Genomic DNA, 13,860 nt, shown 5'->3' on the forward strand with positions numbered 1-13,860 from the left:
CCTCAGGCTAAAACCCCTTGCCTTCAACTCCGTTATCCTGTCCCTCTCTTCCAAATTAAGTTGCTTATATCGTCTCTCCATAAACACTTAGGGTAACTCCTTCGTAGCCCCAAGTGTTGCACTTCCTCATTGAACTGGCGGATGTTAAAGATATTGCTTCCGAAAAGATTCCCTATTGCGAGGTCTACGGCGTCAATCCTCACGGCAGATATCGAGACGATGATTTCGGGAAGGGATGTGGAGACGGCAATAAAAATGTTGCCTACGAAGGTTTGCCCCAGCCCGGTAATTCTCGCAATGCCCTCGCCTATCTTCGGTAGAAAGGCGGCAGCGACAATTACGATTACCGCATTAATTCCATAGTTGAGCACCGCAGTTTTGGTCGGGATATCATTATACTTCAGCTCGACGGCTCTTTCCTTTATATAAGCGGATAACTGTCGTTTTTCGTAAGAATAGACCAGTCTCATGGCAATGAGATAAATTAAAACAATGAGCAGGCTGTAGGGACCTATCCATCCAAAGGAGGGAGTAGACGATGTGAGAAAAAGGCTCATGGCAACTATACCGAGAAGAAGTAAGCCGAAACCTGCTGAAAGTATCTGCCCTTGATGGGCCTTTGCGGAGATCGGCATCTGGCGATAGAGGGCATCCAAAAAGGCAAGGATGAGAAGGTTGAACGCACAGCTTCCAAGCACATCACCCACTGCAATCTCCGGAACTCCGGCGAAGGTCACGGAACTTATGCCTGTGACGAGCTCTGGAAGGGATGTGACCGACGCCATGAGCACCACGCCGATCCATACTCTTCCAAGCCCGGTCTTTTCGGCAATAATGTCTCCGTATTTGGAGAGCTTCGTCCCCGAATAGACGATGAGAGCAGTACAAATTATAAATCCTATCCAAATCAGCATATCGTTATATATTAAAACATAGTCACAGGAATTTCGAGACAAGGTTCAGGAGGGAAGAGGGGCATTTGCCCCAGAACCTCTGGAGGCTTCCTTTTAGATGGTCGGGGCGAGAGGATTCGAACCTCCGACATCCTGCTCCCAAAGCAGGCGCGCTACCGGGCTGCGCTACGCCCCGAACCCTTTAACCTTATATAATAGCCTAAAAAGCATCAATTTAACTACTGCTTTGAACTATAAACACCTATCTGTTAAAATCTTATTCATGAAGGCATTAATACAGAGGGTCTTAGAAGCAGATGTCAGTGTCCAATGTAAGGTAATTGCCTGTATCCAAAAAGGAATACTCGTTTTCTTAGGAATAGAAAGAGGCGATACAATGGAAGACCTCCACTACATCCTGAAGAAGGTTTCTAATCTCAGGATTTTCGAGGATTCTAATGGAAAGATGAACCTCTCGGTAAAGGATATAAATGCCAGTGCATTGGTTGTTTCAGAGTTCACATTGCTTGCAGACACTAAGAAAGGGAATCGTCCTTCTTTTGAAAAGGCAGAAGACCCTAAAATGGCAAAAGAAATCTATGAGGTCTTTATAGAAAGGCTTAAAGCTATGGGGATTAAAACAGAAGAAGGACGATTCGGGGCGATTATGAATGTAAGGCTTATAAACGATGGGCCTGTAACGATAACTATCGACTCAAGAGGTTCGTAACCCTCCGCCTGTCTTCTGAATAAGATAATTTACGAGGCTCTGATGAATATTCTCGACCTCTTCGTCCTTAAGGGTTTTATCCTTTGCCCTATACCTTATACTAAAGGCAAGGCTCTTTTTCCCATCAGGTATATTTCTACCCTTATAAGAATCAAATACAGAGACCTCTTCTATGAACTCAGAGGGATATGTCTTTATGAGATGCTCTATATCGCCTGCCCTTAGTAAGTCATCCACGACAAGGGCAATGTCACGCTCTATGCAAGGAAACCTTGGTATTGGCTCATAGGAGACAGTCTCTGAAACTAAGGCAAATAATTTATCCATGTTTAATTCAAAGACTATGAGGTCAGCCTTTGGTTTGATATTTAACTTCTCAACTACATCAGGCGACAATGCTCCTATAAAGCCAATTTTTTCATTCATCAGGAGAACATCTGCTGATTTCCCTCCATGAAGGAAAGGCTCTGTGGAGGGCAAAAACGAATACCCTTTAATCTTAAGCTCCTCGAAAATGGACTCTAATGCTCCTTTGACATGATAGAAGTCCTCTGCCACATCCTTCCATAAAGATGGGGTTTTCTCCTTGTAGTAAATGCCTGATAGATGTAAAGGCTCATGGGGCAATGCCTCGGCAGTGTCCTCGAAGACCACTGACATCTCAAACATCGAAACATACCTAATGCCATGCGAGAGGTTGTGGATGAGGTTTTCAATGAGCGAGGGTATGAGGGTTGTCCTTAAGAGCGAGTCCTCTTTTCTTAAGGGGTTTTTTATCTTAACAGCCCTTTGTTTTATATCATCCAAAGGGATATTCAGGGTGTCAAGATACTGACTGTTCATAAAGCTATAGTTTATTGCCTCATTGAACCCGAACATTCTGAGTGCCTGTTTTAGTTTTGCTATGAGTTGAGATTTTCTGTCAACACCCTTTCCTCCTATAAGAGATTTAGGTAGGCTCGATGGTATCCTTTGGTAGCCATAAAGCCTTGCTATCTCTTCAATCACATCAGAGTCCCTTTCTATATCGAGCCTGTATGAAGGAGGGGTAATCTTGAGATGTTTTTTGTCTTCCTTTATAGTAAGGTTAAGCCTTTTGAGAATCTCTGCCATTTCATGCAGAGGGATTTCTACTCCTAAAACCCTGTTTACCTTATCACAGTTAACCATAATCTCTTTAGGTATAAACCTTTCGGGGTAGACATCTATTTTCCTTTGAATCTGTCCTCCTGTTAGTTTGCTTATTAAAAATGTCGCCCTGTTAAGTGCAGTCTCAATCATCTCTATGTCAGCGCCTCTTTCAAACCTGTATGACGACTCTGAACTTAAGCCCAAGGTTTTCGATGTCCTTCTAACCGAGGAAGGCTCAAACCATGCACTTTCAAGAAAGATATTTTTTGTTGAGCTTGTTACCTCTGTGTCTTTTCCTCCCATAATGCCTGCTATGGCAACAGGCATTTCCTTATCCCATATGAGGAGGCTTTCCTCTGGAAGTTTTCTTTGGACGCCATCTAATGTGACAATACTTTGTCCTTTATGAGCTATGCTGACATTAATAATTCCGCCCCTTAGTGTGTCGAGGTCAAAGGCATGAAGTGGATGCCCAAGCTCAAGAAGGACATAGTTTGTTATGTCAACGACATTGTTTATATGCCTTAGTCCGCATTTTTCAAGCCTCCTTTTGAGCCAATCAGGAGAGGCGGATACTGTTACATCCCTTATGACCCTTCCTGCATATCGTTTACAGAGCAATACATCTTTTATTGCAATATCAAACTCGCATACAGTCCCGAAGCGTCGGGATTCCTTTATATCAGACTCAGGAAACATTATAGGTCTTCCAGTTATGGCTGAAAGCTCCCGTGCAATGCCATGGATGCTCAGGCAGTCAGGCCTGTTAGGAGTAACATTGACCTCAAAGACATAATCGGCATCAACTGCCTCTATTGCCTCGACCTCAAGCCCAGCCATTGTGAGGATGTGGGCTATCTCATGAGGGTCGATATTTAGGCTGATGAATTCCTTAAGCCATTCAAGTGAAATTAGCATGAAGATTATTATAGCAGATTCTCTGCTTTGGGATTCTCTCCTTTATCCTGAAATTTTCATTTCAGCTCCTTGCTTTAATTTTGCTTTCCCGAACCTTTTGTCAAGTAAAAAATGGACTATGGTTTCCGTTTTCCCTCTCCCCCGCCTCAGGCGGGCGGGAGAGGGTTAGGGTGAGGGGTCATTCCCCAATACCATCCTCGTCATTCCCCGACTTGTTCGGGGAATCCAGTCTTTCTCTTTAATCAGTGTAGCCGCGGGCTTTAGCCTACGATATGACCTGTCACACTGAGAAATTCCCTTGACAGGAAAAGATGTGCCTGCTTAAGATAATGCAAAGGAGTTATTTTTTATGGGTCGTAGGCAAGGAAAGGTGCAACATCGGAGCATAAAGAATGATATAATACTTTTAAAGGAGAAATTACTATGCCTAATCCATTTAATCGTATAACTGTCAATCCAGAGGTCTGCATGGGGCAACCCACCATCAGGGGGATGCGTATTACTGTTGCTTTTGTTCTTAAATTGCTGGCTTCTGGCATGAAGCGCGAAGAAATCCTGAAGGCATATCCTGAACTTGAAGAAGAAGACATTCTTCAGGCTATTGAGTATGCAGCATGGCTTGCAGAAGAGTATCATCGTCCTATCCCTGCCCATGCTGAATAAGGGATATGGAATTAAAGTTTATAGCAGATATACATATCTCCCCTCTCACTGTTAAAGAATTAAAAAAGAACAAATATAATATTACCCGCATTACAGACAAACTACCTGCAACAGCTTCTGACAGGGAAATTATTCAACTGGCATATTAGGAGCAGGCTGCAATTATCACACAGGATTTAGATTTCTCTGCAATTATTGCTCAAAGCGGACTTAAAGGTCCAAGCGTTGTTTCACTACGGGTTGCCAATGCTAAGCCAGATATAATCGCAAGGCTTCTCATAACTGTATTACCACTAATTGAGGCTGACCTTGCTAAGGGAGTAATCGTATCAATAGATGAAAAAGAGTATCGCATCAAAAAGCTTCCTGTGATAGAAGAAAAATAGCAAAGATGAAATACTTAATCTTGACAGCAAAATTCCCTTGACAGGAAAAGATGGATGCTTAAGATAATGCAAAGGAAGATGGCTCGATGGATTTTGGATACCATTAAAAAACCTGTCAAACAGGAGTTCAGACTGATGGAAGGATAAGGAAGTGGAAGTTTATCGAAGAGGAGGAAGATAAATGAAAATTCGATATTTCTCAGATACAGACACAGCGTTGATTGAGTTTTCAAATGTTTCTGTCGTTGAGACAAAAGAAATATCAGAAAATCTCTACATTGACTTGGATGAAAAGGGCAATCTTGTAAGCATGACAATTGAACATGCGAAAGAAAAAGCGGGAATGTCAGAAGTTTCTTTTCTACAAATGGAAAAGACAGGTGCCTAACGAATCAATCAACTGGGCGGGGCATAGTAAGAATTGTTGGGTTTCGCTCCGCTCAACCCAACCTACCTTTTTTCTGTTGCCTCATTTAAAAATCTTGATGAAATGTCGTTTCCTTCTCTTTTTGATTTGTCAAGCCCCTCAATAACCCCTTTTGTTAAATTTCAGTGAAGCGAAGGATGCTGGAGGGTTAAAAAATAATTCGTGTTTGAGGCTAGATGCCGAGTTTGAATTATTTTACCAGAGGCATCCTGAAGCGGAGCGCCCGGAAATTTAACATAGGTGCGATTCTTTTGGTTACTTTTCTTGGGCATGAAGGACATCGCAGATGCGATTCACCTAAAGCAACTGGGGTTTGGGGTGAAACCCCAAATTAACAAAAACCCATGACCTGTCCTGCCAAAATGATAATGTCCTAAATAACCAAAATAGGACATTTCTAAATTGGCTTGACAGGGGAGATTTACTTATACAAATTTTCTGCTACATTTAATGTATAATTTAGGAATTTATGACATCCAAAGAAAAAGAACAGTTTATAAGACAGAGGGCGAGTGAACATATCCCTGCTCTTAATGAGAAGATATTCTGGTCATTGCATGCAGTTAAGAAACTAAGAATTGAAAGTTTAAGGAAAGCAGAGGTGGAAAATTCTCTGAAGGGATGTATAATAGTGGAGGATTACCCTTTAGAGAGTAGACCGCTTCCTGATTGTCTGGTGCTTGGATTTGCTGGCTCTGCTCCTGTTCATGTAGTTGTAGCAATAGACAGAGATTTTGATAGAATATTAATAGTAACGGTCTACAGACCGTCTGCTGAGAGGTGGGAAGATGATTGGAAAAAAAGGAAAAGACAAAATTAAAAGATGTCCTTTATGCGGTAGTGAGATGCATGAGGGGATTACTACTATTCCATTTTTAGTGGGTGAAAAGGTTGCGGTCATCAAAGATGTACCTGCGGAGCTCTGCTCAGACTGTGGTGAGGCATATATGAAAAGCAGTGTGGTAGATAAAATTGAGTCTCTACTTGATAGACTGGATGAGCTCCATTCTGAAATGTCAGTTGTCCATTACGAAGCTGTATGAAGACTGTGTCTCACTGTTGTAAAAAAGGCGCCTGCTTAAGATAATGGCAAAGGAGTTATTCTTTACTTCAATGAAAGGAAAGGACAACCTCACACTAAGCGGAAAAAAGAATATTGAAGTCGGCAGGACATTTGGAATAACGCTTCAGGCCGTAACGAAAAAGGGTTCTCATAGCTGATATTTTTGCAAATATCTATGAACAGCCTTGAAATTAAGGAAGTCTATCGAGATTACAGACCGCCAGCGGATGCTGCTGAGGTCATAAGAAGACTTATTTATTATGTTCCAAGCGAATACCTTAGAAATTTACATCGAATTGTACTTACCAATTCCTCAACTCTTTCGCGAAGTCGTCGCCGTGGCAAGACTTGGTATCGCAACAAAAAAGTTCGTATTCCTGATTCGCTTGGATTGTATCACAAAAAATGGAATGACACGCCTGCATGGATTGAAATCTTTGTGGACAATATAGTTAATTCGAGCGATTCCATTACATTCAGAATTCCTTGTTTGAGGGAAATGGCTTTTGCTCATGTTTTATTTCATGAATTAGGTCATCATATACATAAAGCAATTCATCCTGAGCACAACGAGCGTGAAGATGTCGCTGAAAAATGGGAAAAGAAATTAACTCGTTTGTTTGTCAGAAAAAGATACTGGTATGTTGTACCCTTTCGTTATCCATTAATATTGATTGTAAAGGGATTGAAAAATTGTTTTAAGAGTAGAAATAGGGACAGGTGTTCTGTCTCACTAATTCACTAACTTTTTAAACTTCATCAAAAAGGTGTCTCACATTCTACCTGTATAGTTCTGTTCGGTATAGGGGCACTCGCAAGCTCATATTGATTTTTTTCAACTACATATAGTATTTTCCCAGTATTGAGTAAGAAGATTATCGTTGACCATGATGTCCATTACATGAGGCTGGCACTCAGGGAGGCAAGCCTTGCTTTTTTGGAGGAAGAGGTTCCAGTAGGTGCACTTATTGTCCACGAGGGTCGGATAATTGCAAAGGCTCATAATAGCAGGGAGGCATCCTATGACCCAACTTGCCATGCAGAGCTGATTGCAATAAGAAAGACTGCAAAAAAACTTGGCACATGGAGGCTTTCCTCTTCTGTGCTTTATGTTACAAAAGAGCCATGTATAATGTGTGCAGGTGCAATGATTAATGCAAGGCTTAAGAGGGTTGTTTATGGCTGTAGAGATTCAAAGGGTGGGGCAGTAGGAAGTCTTTATAATATACTTAATGACAAAAGGCTTAATCATCGGGTGGAGGTTGTCTCTGGTGTCCTTGAGTCTGAATGTAGTGAGATTCTCAAGAGGTTTTTCAAAGGGCGTAGATAATTGTTAAGCTATATAGAGATTCACAGGGTCCCCCAAAAAAATCGCAAGATTTTTTTGGGGTGATGGAGAGGTGGCTGAGTGGTTGAAAGCGGCGGTCTCGAAAACCGTTATGGGTAACTCCATCGGGGGTTCGAATCCCCCCCTCTCCGGATAAACCTCTCAGTTACCTTATCCTCATACCCCTCAAGATTAATAGGTCTCTTACGCATCATATTTAGTTTCAATAATTTAAAATTGAGCTCTCTTAGCCTCTTCAGCCTTTCTTTGTCGTCATCAATTGTGTTTATGAGGTCGCGTAGGTTTACAATCTCGTTTCTGAGCTCAAGCTCAGGCGGAATGCATCCTGATATCCACTTTTATTTTGTGTGTTCGTGTTTTTCTTTTTCCTTGTGATAAGCCTCTTTTCCTGCCTCGATTGCCTCTGCAAGAATGGATCTCTTTTCTGCTACGAACTCCTTTCCGCTTTCGATTGTCTTTGCCACCCTGCCTTTAACCTCGCCCATAAGGTCATCTGCTTTATCCTTTACATCCTCTGCAAGCTCCCTTATCCTCTGCCTCGTCTCTTTTCCTGAGCGAGGAGCAAAAAGAAGCGCAACACCTGCTCCAATAACACCTCCAAGGAGAAAAGACACCACTACTGTGCCTGTGCTATGACCATCGTCTCTCATCTACTACCTCCTTTGAAAAGTTCCTTTAAGAAAAATGTAAGAGCAGCCATTATGCCTGCTCTTACCCCTGAAACCTTTACAGGTATATCTCGTATAACTTCATTTATTACTTTAATATTTTCTCCTAAGTCCCCAACAACATTGGAAAATTTCTTGACATCATCGGTAATGGTATTTATATTATCAGTCATCTCCTTTAGGCTTCTCATAGTTATACTTAGCTCATCCATCGTAGGTTTTATAGTGCTTTCCATAGTAGAGAGCAATTTAGAGAGTTCCTTGAATGTATTTCTTGCAGAAAGAAGGACAAATATAAGAAACCCTGCTACTAAGGCTAAGATAACCACAATAGCCACAAGAAGTATCTCGGTCATAATTCCTCCTTATCTAAAATAGATTGTAATATGAATTTAATGAGATGTAAAGAGGTAAAGTGATTTCCTCATAAGCTCATGAGGAGGTTTTACACCTGTCCAGAGCTCAAAGGCAAAGACACCCTGCCAAAGAAGCATTCCAAGACCATTGAATGTTCTACAGCCTTTTCTTCCTGCCTTTTTAAGCAAGGGAGTCTCTTTGTATATGAGGTCTCCGATTATGTGTGAGGGTCTTATCAGGGATATATCCAAAGGGATAGGGTCTGAGTCCTTAAGTCCTAAAGGAGTGGCATTTACGATAATGTCCATATCGGATATATTTCTCGGGGAATCCATGAAAAAAACATTTGTTTTTCCAAGCCTTTGTAAATCCCCTATTAGTTTTTCAGCCTTACCAATGTCGATATCATAGATATAAAGCCCTTTAGCCTTTTCAGTAAGATAGTAGCTTATTGCCTTTGAGGCACCACCTGCACCAAGGATTAAAACAGTCTTTGTCTTTGTCTTTATGCCTTGCTCAGAGAGGCTTTTCATAAAGCCTTTTCCGTCTGTGTTATAGCCGATGAGTCTACCGTCTTTGTTTACAATAGTATTTACAGCACCTATGGCTAATGCCTCTTTGTCTAATTTATCTAAAAAGGGGATTACATTTTCCTTATGTGGGACCGTAACATTTACGCCTGTCATGTTAAGTGTCCTTATAGCCTCTACTGCGTCCTTTAGCATCTCAGGCTTAACGGAAAATGTTACATAGCAGTAGTCAAGCCCTAAGTGCTCAAATGCAGTGTTATGCATGAGTGGCGAAAGACTGTGTGTAACAGGATAGCCCAGAAGGGCAATGACCTTTGTTTTTCCAGTTATCTTCATTTATCCTCCATTGCCCTTATCAAGCCCTCTGGGGTTGGCTCTATTACCTTTGCTTTTATTTTTAGTGCAGACTCTATATCCTTTAGCGAGACATCGTCTAAGAAGACATCCCTTTCATCCCTTAAGACAACATCAGGCACAAGAAGGATGTCATGTCCTTCGGTTTTATCCGAAAGCGTTCTTATTACATCTCGTCCTGTAATCAGCCCTGTTACTGTAATGGATTCACCGAAAAATCTGTTCTTTACTGGCACTAAGCTGACAGAGATACCGGATTTTGCAAGCCTTTCGAGGAACCTCTTAAAATAAGGATAAAAAGAGGTGCCTGCGAAGGTTATATATTTTTTATTGGAGTCTTTTATTTTTTGGGTGGTAATCGTTTTTGTCTTTGCATTAAAAAGAGAAACCATGCCTACACCGTTTTCGAGCTGGTGCAGTTCTCCATAGTCCCTGATGGAGGGGAATGTCATGCCTGCCTTTATATAAAGCTCATCAGCAGGATAAACAATCGGGTCTCCGTGTTTTTTCTTAAACCTTTTCTGAAAGCCCTCGATGATCTTTAGTGCGGACTCTGCGTTTTCCTTTTCAACAGCCCTTAGTTTTGTCTTTCTGTGGGCTGTAAGACCAACAGGCACAACTGCAATGGACTGAAGATTGGGATAAAGGGAGTAAAGCTCCCGTATGGTCTTTTTGAGCTCCTCTTTGTCATTAATGCCAGGGCAGAGCACTATCTGTGTGTGCATCTTTATACCATGCTTTTTAAGAAAGCCAAGGTCTTTCATTATGTCTGTGCCATTTTGGTTTCCAATCATCCTGTTTCTTAGTGCTCGGTTGGTTGAATGAACCGATATATAGAGCGGGCTCAACCTCTGCTTGGCAATCCTCTGTTTGTCTTCATCCGTGAGGTTCATCATGGTTATATAGTTTCCGTAAAGAAACGAGAGCCTGTAGTCTTCATCCTTTACATAGAGGGTTTTTCTTAGCCCTCTTGGATTCTGGCTGACAAAACAGAATATACAATTGCACTTGCATGTCTTTAGTTTGAATTGTCTTAGCTTTATGCCGGGTTTCTCCGATTCTTTGTGAGTAAGATTTATGTCTTCTGTCTTTCCGTCTCTTTTTATCTCTATATGTAGTTTAGGCTCACTGCCATAGAAGATGTAATCTATCTCGTCCTGGACAGGGTTTCCGTTTATGGAGACTATTACATCTCCTTTAAGGATGCCTGCCTTATGGGCAGCACTTCCTGCTACTACATTGTCAATGACTGCTTGCTCTTTCACCTGTCTTTTTTAGCTCCCTGTATATGTAATGAAGTCCTGAAAGCACTGTAAATGATGCGGTTGTCCATATGAGGGCATCCTTTATCTCTAAGGATAAAGGATAATTTATGTCGATAAGGACATAACAAAGCAGTATGAACTGCATTGCGATTGATAGTTTTCCCAGTGTAGAGGGCTCTACCTTTTGTGTATGTGTTGTCATATAAAGCAGTATCCATCCAATCGTTACGATTATATCCCTGCTTATGACCATTATGGTTAACCATCCTGGCACAAAGCCATAATAGGAAAACAGTATAAACGATGTCACGAGCAGAAATTTATCGGCAAGCGGGTCAAGGAATGTCCCAAGCAGAGTCTTCTGACCCTTAAGCCTTGCAATCAGCCCATCCATTACATCCGTAAGAGATGCCACCAAAAAAAGATAAAGCGCAGAGGTGTATCTTTCGTAGATAACCGCAGTTACAAACACCGGAATCAGGATAATCCTGAATACCGTAAGTGTATTAGGGAGATTAAGTATCCCCATATGTGCCTTATATTCGCCTCTTATGGAATATTAAATGGTATAGACCGAAGCCTGTATTTCAACCCCAATTTATTATAACATCTGTCATACGGTTTTTTTAAGACAAATGAAAGCAAAGCCCTTGCATGACATTTCTCTATCAGAAAACCATATGTTTCTGCCTCCTTGAATGCAAGCTGAAGCATTGTCTTTGCAGAGCCCTTTTTGCCTGAGAGGAATCTTAATTCCGAAAGCCCAAGCCTTGAATAAATGACTCCTCTTGGGTCTTTTGTTTTTTTCAATAGACTCATGGAGTCTTTTAGATATTTTTTCGATGAGGCGTATTTTCCAAGCAACATATGGGTCTTACCCATGCTCCAGAGGGTATATGCCTTACTGACCGTATCGCCTATTTTTGTGTAAAGCCGTAGTGCCCTTCTTAGATGAATCAGTGCGCCCTCGAGGTCTCCTTTCATTCTGAGGGCATTGCCGATTCCGCAATGTGAGTATGCAATACCAAATGTGTCTTTGAGTCTTCTGAATAGCTCGTTTGCAGAGCTGTAATATCCGAAGGATTCCTTATAAAGTCCCTTAATCCTCGTTACGCCTCCCAATCCACATAATGAATAGCCGATACCGCTTTCGATCCGAAGGGCTGTAAATGCCCTGAGAGAGTCTCTGAATGTTCTGATTGCTCCATAGATATCGCCTTTTATTCTAAGTGTTCCTGCCTTTGCCCAGAGACAAAAGGCTATGCCTTCTCTGTCTTTTATCCTTCTATAGAAGGACCCTGCTTCACTAAAGAGTCTCAGTGCAGTTTTCCATTTACCCAATGCCCTCATGCCTAATCCCATGCCAACGCCTGCATCTATGACTATGCTTGGGTCCTTTAGCTTTCTTCCGAGTTCAATTGCCTTCCTGTAGTATTCGATAGCGTCTTGAAAGTTCCCTGTCATCCTCGATGTATCGGCGATGCCCAAAAGACAATGAAGCTCCCTGCCTTGGTCTTTTCCCTTATACAGTCTAAAAGCGGTCTTATATGCCCTGAGCGAGGGGTAGTATCTCGATGTATCTTTTAATGCATCTGCCTTAGATACGATATTGTCAGCCATTTAGGAGTTTTCTTAGTCTTGAAATAAGTGCCTTATAGTCTTCCGAGTTAAAAAATGCAGAGCCCATGACCAATATATCGGCTCCTGCATCTGCCACTGCCTTTGCATTTTCAGGGGTTATACCGCCATCGACCTCTATCTGGGTTTTTAGTGCCTTTTCGGTTATGATTTTTTTCAGTCCCCTTATTTTTTCTATGCACTGTGGGATGAATCCCTGACCTCCAAAGCCAGGGTTAACTGACATCAAAACTACAAGGTCTGCCTCTTCGAGGATGTGCTCGAGTGCCCAGATAGGGGTTGCAGGATTCAACGATACACCTGCCTTTGCTCCACCTTCCTTTATCCAGCATACGGTTCTATGAAGATGAATGGATGCCTCGACATGAACTGTCAGGTAATCTGCACCTGAATCTATGAACTCCTTAAGGTATCTATCAGGCTCCTCTATCATGAGATGCACATCCAATGGGAGCCGTGTTACCTTTTTAATCGCATTAACTATAAATTGCCCGATGGTTATGTTTGGCACGAAATGGCCATCCATTATATCTATGTGGATCATATCCGCGCCTGCATCCTCGGCGGCTTTTATCTCCTCTTTAAGCCTCATGAAATCAGCGGACAGTATTGACGGAGCTATCTTTATCATCTGTGTTTGACCTCCCTTCTAATTGAATCCATATATTAGAGCTGGCATTTATCAATGTGCCTGGCTCGGGCATCTGTGCCTTTACCATCTCTCCTTTGCCTTCAATCTCGACCTTAAGCCCTAATTCCTCTACTAATGTCAAGGCATCCTCATTTGACATTCCTTTGAAAGAAGGGCAGTAATAGATTACACTATATGTGCCTTTGCTGACAATCAGCGTTACAAGCTCATCTGTTTTTTCCTGAGGATGAGGCTTCTGTGCGATTATCCTGCCTTTGTCAACCTCCCTTGAAAAGACAGAGATTATATTGGACAGCACTATGTCGTTTTGATGAAAGATTTTCTTAGCTTCATCTACTGTATTGCCGATGACAGAGGGAACGAAGTATGGCATTACGCCTTTGCTGAGCGTTACCTTTATCTCAGCTTTTCCTTTTATGGATGTGCCTGCCGGAATGTCCTGACTTATTATGTATCCTTCGGGTATATGCAGGTCATAGGCTTCTTCCATCACTGCTAAGGAAGCACCGATGTTTTTAGCTAAGCCCATTGCCTCGTTAAGGCTGATTGCCTTAAGGTTTGGGACAATGATTGTTCTGCCTTCATGGAGGAGCTTTAATGTGATATAGCCTGAAAGAACACTGAGGAGTGTGAACCAGAACAAATAAAAGAGTATCCGTTTTATCTTTTGCAAATCCTTACTCCAAAGAAACCGTTTTGGTATCTGATTCCCTAAGGGACATGTCTTATTATATATGACTTCTGAGACAGTTTTCATGGAATGGCATTAAAAACATGGCTTGATTAGGTTGCCGCTCTTTTTGACAATTCCATAATTAGTGTGGTAATTTAAAATTT

17 protein-coding genes and 2 tRNA genes are annotated in these 13,860 nt (G+C 41.7%); 8 read left to right on the forward strand and 11 right to left on the reverse strand.

The genetic code is table 11. The features are described from left to right. Positions 1-32 precede the first annotated feature (32 nt). Positions 33-914, reverse strand: coding sequence for a sodium:calcium antiporter (locus HY805_00770; protein MBI4822755.1), 882 nt, complete (start codon positions 912-914; stop codon positions 33-35). Positions 915-1,012: 98 nt separating this feature from the next. After that, positions 1,013-1,089 (reverse strand) — tRNA-Pro (locus HY805_00775). A gap of 87 nt (positions 1,090-1,176) precedes the next feature. Here HY805_00775 and HY805_00780 point away from each other — a divergent pair. After that, positions 1,177-1,623: a D-tyrosyl-tRNA(Tyr) deacylase gene (locus HY805_00780; protein ID MBI4822756.1), complete on the forward strand. Its 447-nt coding sequence runs from the start codon at positions 1,177-1,179 to the stop codon at positions 1,621-1,623. Here the strand turns inward: HY805_00780 and HY805_00785 are convergent. Next, on the reverse strand, positions 1,609-3,672 hold the full coding sequence (locus HY805_00785; protein ID MBI4822757.1) for a phenylalanine--tRNA ligase subunit beta: 2,064 nt from the start codon (positions 3,670-3,672) through the stop codon (positions 1,609-1,611). The two genes, HY805_00780 and HY805_00785, sit on opposite strands and share 15 nt — an antisense overlap. A 423-nt stretch (positions 3,673-4,095) precedes the next feature. Between HY805_00785 and HY805_00790 the strand changes: the two genes are divergently transcribed. From HY805_00790 to HY805_00820, 7 genes are all read left to right on the forward strand, one after another. Further along, complete coding sequence (locus HY805_00790) at positions 4,096-4,335, forward strand: DUF433 domain-containing protein (protein ID MBI4822758.1); 240 nt, start codon at positions 4,096-4,098, stop codon at positions 4,333-4,335. A gap of 567 nt (positions 4,336-4,902) precedes the next feature. After that, positions 4,903-5,109 (forward strand): DUF2283 domain-containing protein, encoded by a 207-nt coding sequence (locus tag HY805_00795; protein ID MBI4822759.1) that lies wholly within the window; start codon positions 4,903-4,905, stop codon positions 5,107-5,109. A gap of 508 nt (positions 5,110-5,617) precedes the next feature. Further along, a complete protein-coding gene (locus tag HY805_00800; protein MBI4822760.1) occupies positions 5,618-5,968 on the forward strand; it encodes a DUF4258 domain-containing protein in 351 nt (116 codons plus the stop codon). After that, positions 5,937-6,191, forward strand: a complete 255-nt coding sequence (locus HY805_00805; protein ID MBI4822761.1) for a type II toxin-antitoxin system MqsA family antitoxin — start codon at positions 5,937-5,939, stop codon at positions 6,189-6,191. Before HY805_00800 ends, HY805_00805 begins: the two co-directional genes overlap by 32 nt. A 195-nt stretch (positions 6,192-6,386) precedes the next feature. Continuing rightward, positions 6,387-6,956, forward strand: a complete 570-nt coding sequence (locus HY805_00810) for a hypothetical protein (protein MBI4822762.1) — start codon at positions 6,387-6,389, stop codon at positions 6,954-6,956. A 156-nt stretch (positions 6,957-7,112) separates the two neighbouring features. Continuing rightward, on the forward strand, positions 7,113-7,541 hold the full coding sequence (locus tag HY805_00815) for a nucleoside deaminase (protein MBI4822763.1): 429 nt from the start codon (positions 7,113-7,115) through the stop codon (positions 7,539-7,541). A 64-nt stretch (positions 7,542-7,605) separates the two neighbouring features. After that, positions 7,606-7,690 (forward strand) — tRNA-Ser (locus HY805_00820). Between the two features lie 207 nt (positions 7,691-7,897). Here the strand turns inward: HY805_00820 and HY805_00825 are convergent. The 8 genes from HY805_00825 to HY805_00860 are packed head-to-tail and all read right to left on the reverse strand — an operon-like array spanning position 7,898 to position 13,696. Continuing rightward, positions 7,898-8,209, reverse strand: a complete 312-nt coding sequence (locus HY805_00825; GenBank protein ID MBI4822764.1) for a YtxH domain-containing protein — start codon at positions 8,207-8,209, stop codon at positions 7,898-7,900. Continuing rightward, a complete protein-coding gene (locus HY805_00830) occupies positions 8,206-8,583 on the reverse strand; it encodes a DUF948 domain-containing protein (GenBank protein MBI4822765.1) in 378 nt (125 codons plus the stop codon). The genes HY805_00825 and HY805_00830 overlap by 4 nt, the downstream gene beginning before the upstream one ends. Before the next feature lie 36 nt (positions 8,584-8,619). Continuing rightward, positions 8,620-9,450 (reverse strand): shikimate dehydrogenase, encoded by an 831-nt coding sequence (locus HY805_00835; protein MBI4822766.1) that lies wholly within the window; start codon positions 9,448-9,450, stop codon positions 8,620-8,622. Next, a complete protein-coding gene (locus tag HY805_00840) occupies positions 9,447-10,733 on the reverse strand; it encodes a DUF512 domain-containing protein (protein MBI4822767.1) in 1,287 nt (428 codons plus the stop codon). The genes HY805_00835 and HY805_00840 overlap by 4 nt, the downstream gene beginning before the upstream one ends. Beyond that, the gene (gene pgsA, locus HY805_00845; protein ID MBI4822768.1) at positions 10,711-11,262 is read right to left on the reverse strand and encodes a CDP-diacylglycerol--glycerol-3-phosphate 3-phosphatidyltransferase; all 552 of its coding nucleotides are present in this window, start codon (positions 11,260-11,262) and stop codon (positions 10,711-10,713) included. The genes HY805_00840 and pgsA overlap by 23 nt, the downstream gene beginning before the upstream one ends. 20 nt (positions 11,263-11,282) lie before the next feature. Beyond that, the gene (locus tag HY805_00850; protein ID MBI4822769.1) at positions 11,283-12,353 is read right to left on the reverse strand and encodes a tetratricopeptide repeat protein; all 1,071 of its coding nucleotides are present in this window, start codon (positions 12,351-12,353) and stop codon (positions 11,283-11,285) included. Then, positions 12,346-13,002 carry a ribulose-phosphate 3-epimerase gene (locus HY805_00855; GenBank protein ID MBI4822770.1) on the reverse strand — a complete coding sequence of 219 codons (657 nt, stop codon included), beginning with the start codon at positions 13,000-13,002 and terminating at the stop codon, positions 12,346-12,348. Before HY805_00855 ends, HY805_00850 begins: the two co-directional genes overlap by 8 nt. Continuing rightward, positions 12,968-13,696 carry a PASTA domain-containing protein gene (locus tag HY805_00860; GenBank protein MBI4822771.1) on the reverse strand — a complete coding sequence of 243 codons (729 nt, stop codon included), beginning with the start codon at positions 13,694-13,696 and terminating at the stop codon, positions 12,968-12,970. Before HY805_00860 ends, HY805_00855 begins: the two co-directional genes overlap by 35 nt. Positions 13,697-13,860: the final 164 nt, after the last annotated feature.

The organism is Nitrospirota bacterium (assembly GCA_016207905.1).
Classification (GTDB): Bacteria; Nitrospirota; Thermodesulfovibrionia; order Thermodesulfovibrionales; family JdFR-86; genus JACQZC01.

Excerpts from the sequence above, each read along its gene's own strand:
- HY805_00770 (MBI4822755.1), bottom strand. The coding sequence starts at position 914 with ATGCTGATTTGGATAGGATTTATAATTTGTACTGCTCTCATCGTCTAT.
- HY805_00780 (MBI4822756.1), top strand. The coding sequence starts at position 1,177 with ATGAAGGCATTAATACAGAGGGTCTTAGAAGCAGATGTCAGTGTCCAA.
- HY805_00785 (MBI4822757.1), bottom strand. The coding sequence starts at position 3,672 with ATGCTAATTTCACTTGAATGGCTTAAGGAATTCATCAGCCTAAATATC.
- HY805_00790 (MBI4822758.1), top strand. The coding sequence starts at position 4,096 with ATGCCTAATCCATTTAATCGTATAACTGTCAATCCAGAGGTCTGCATG.
- HY805_00795 (MBI4822759.1), top strand. The coding sequence starts at position 4,903 with ATGAAAATTCGATATTTCTCAGATACAGACACAGCGTTGATTGAGTTT.
- HY805_00800 (MBI4822760.1), top strand. The coding sequence starts at position 5,618 with ATGACATCCAAAGAAAAAGAACAGTTTATAAGACAGAGGGCGAGTGAA.
- HY805_00805 (MBI4822761.1), top strand. The coding sequence starts at position 5,937 with ATGATTGGAAAAAAAGGAAAAGACAAAATTAAAAGATGTCCTTTATGC.
- HY805_00810 (MBI4822762.1), top strand. The coding sequence starts at position 6,387 with ATGAACAGCCTTGAAATTAAGGAAGTCTATCGAGATTACAGACCGCCA.
- HY805_00815 (MBI4822763.1), top strand. The coding sequence starts at position 7,113 with ATGAGGCTGGCACTCAGGGAGGCAAGCCTTGCTTTTTTGGAGGAAGAG.
- HY805_00825 (MBI4822764.1), bottom strand. The coding sequence starts at position 8,209 with ATGAGAGACGATGGTCATAGCACAGGCACAGTAGTGGTGTCTTTTCTC.
- HY805_00830 (MBI4822765.1), bottom strand. The coding sequence starts at position 8,583 with ATGACCGAGATACTTCTTGTGGCTATTGTGGTTATCTTAGCCTTAGTA.
- HY805_00835 (MBI4822766.1), bottom strand. The coding sequence starts at position 9,450 with ATGAAGATAACTGGAAAAACAAAGGTCATTGCCCTTCTGGGCTATCCT.
- pgsA (MBI4822768.1), bottom strand. The coding sequence starts at position 11,262 with ATGGGGATACTTAATCTCCCTAATACACTTACGGTATTCAGGATTATC.
- HY805_00850 (MBI4822769.1), bottom strand. The coding sequence starts at position 12,353 with ATGGCTGACAATATCGTATCTAAGGCAGATGCATTAAAAGATACATCG.
- HY805_00855 (MBI4822770.1), bottom strand. The coding sequence starts at position 13,002 with ATGATAAAGATAGCTCCGTCAATACTGTCCGCTGATTTCATGAGGCTT.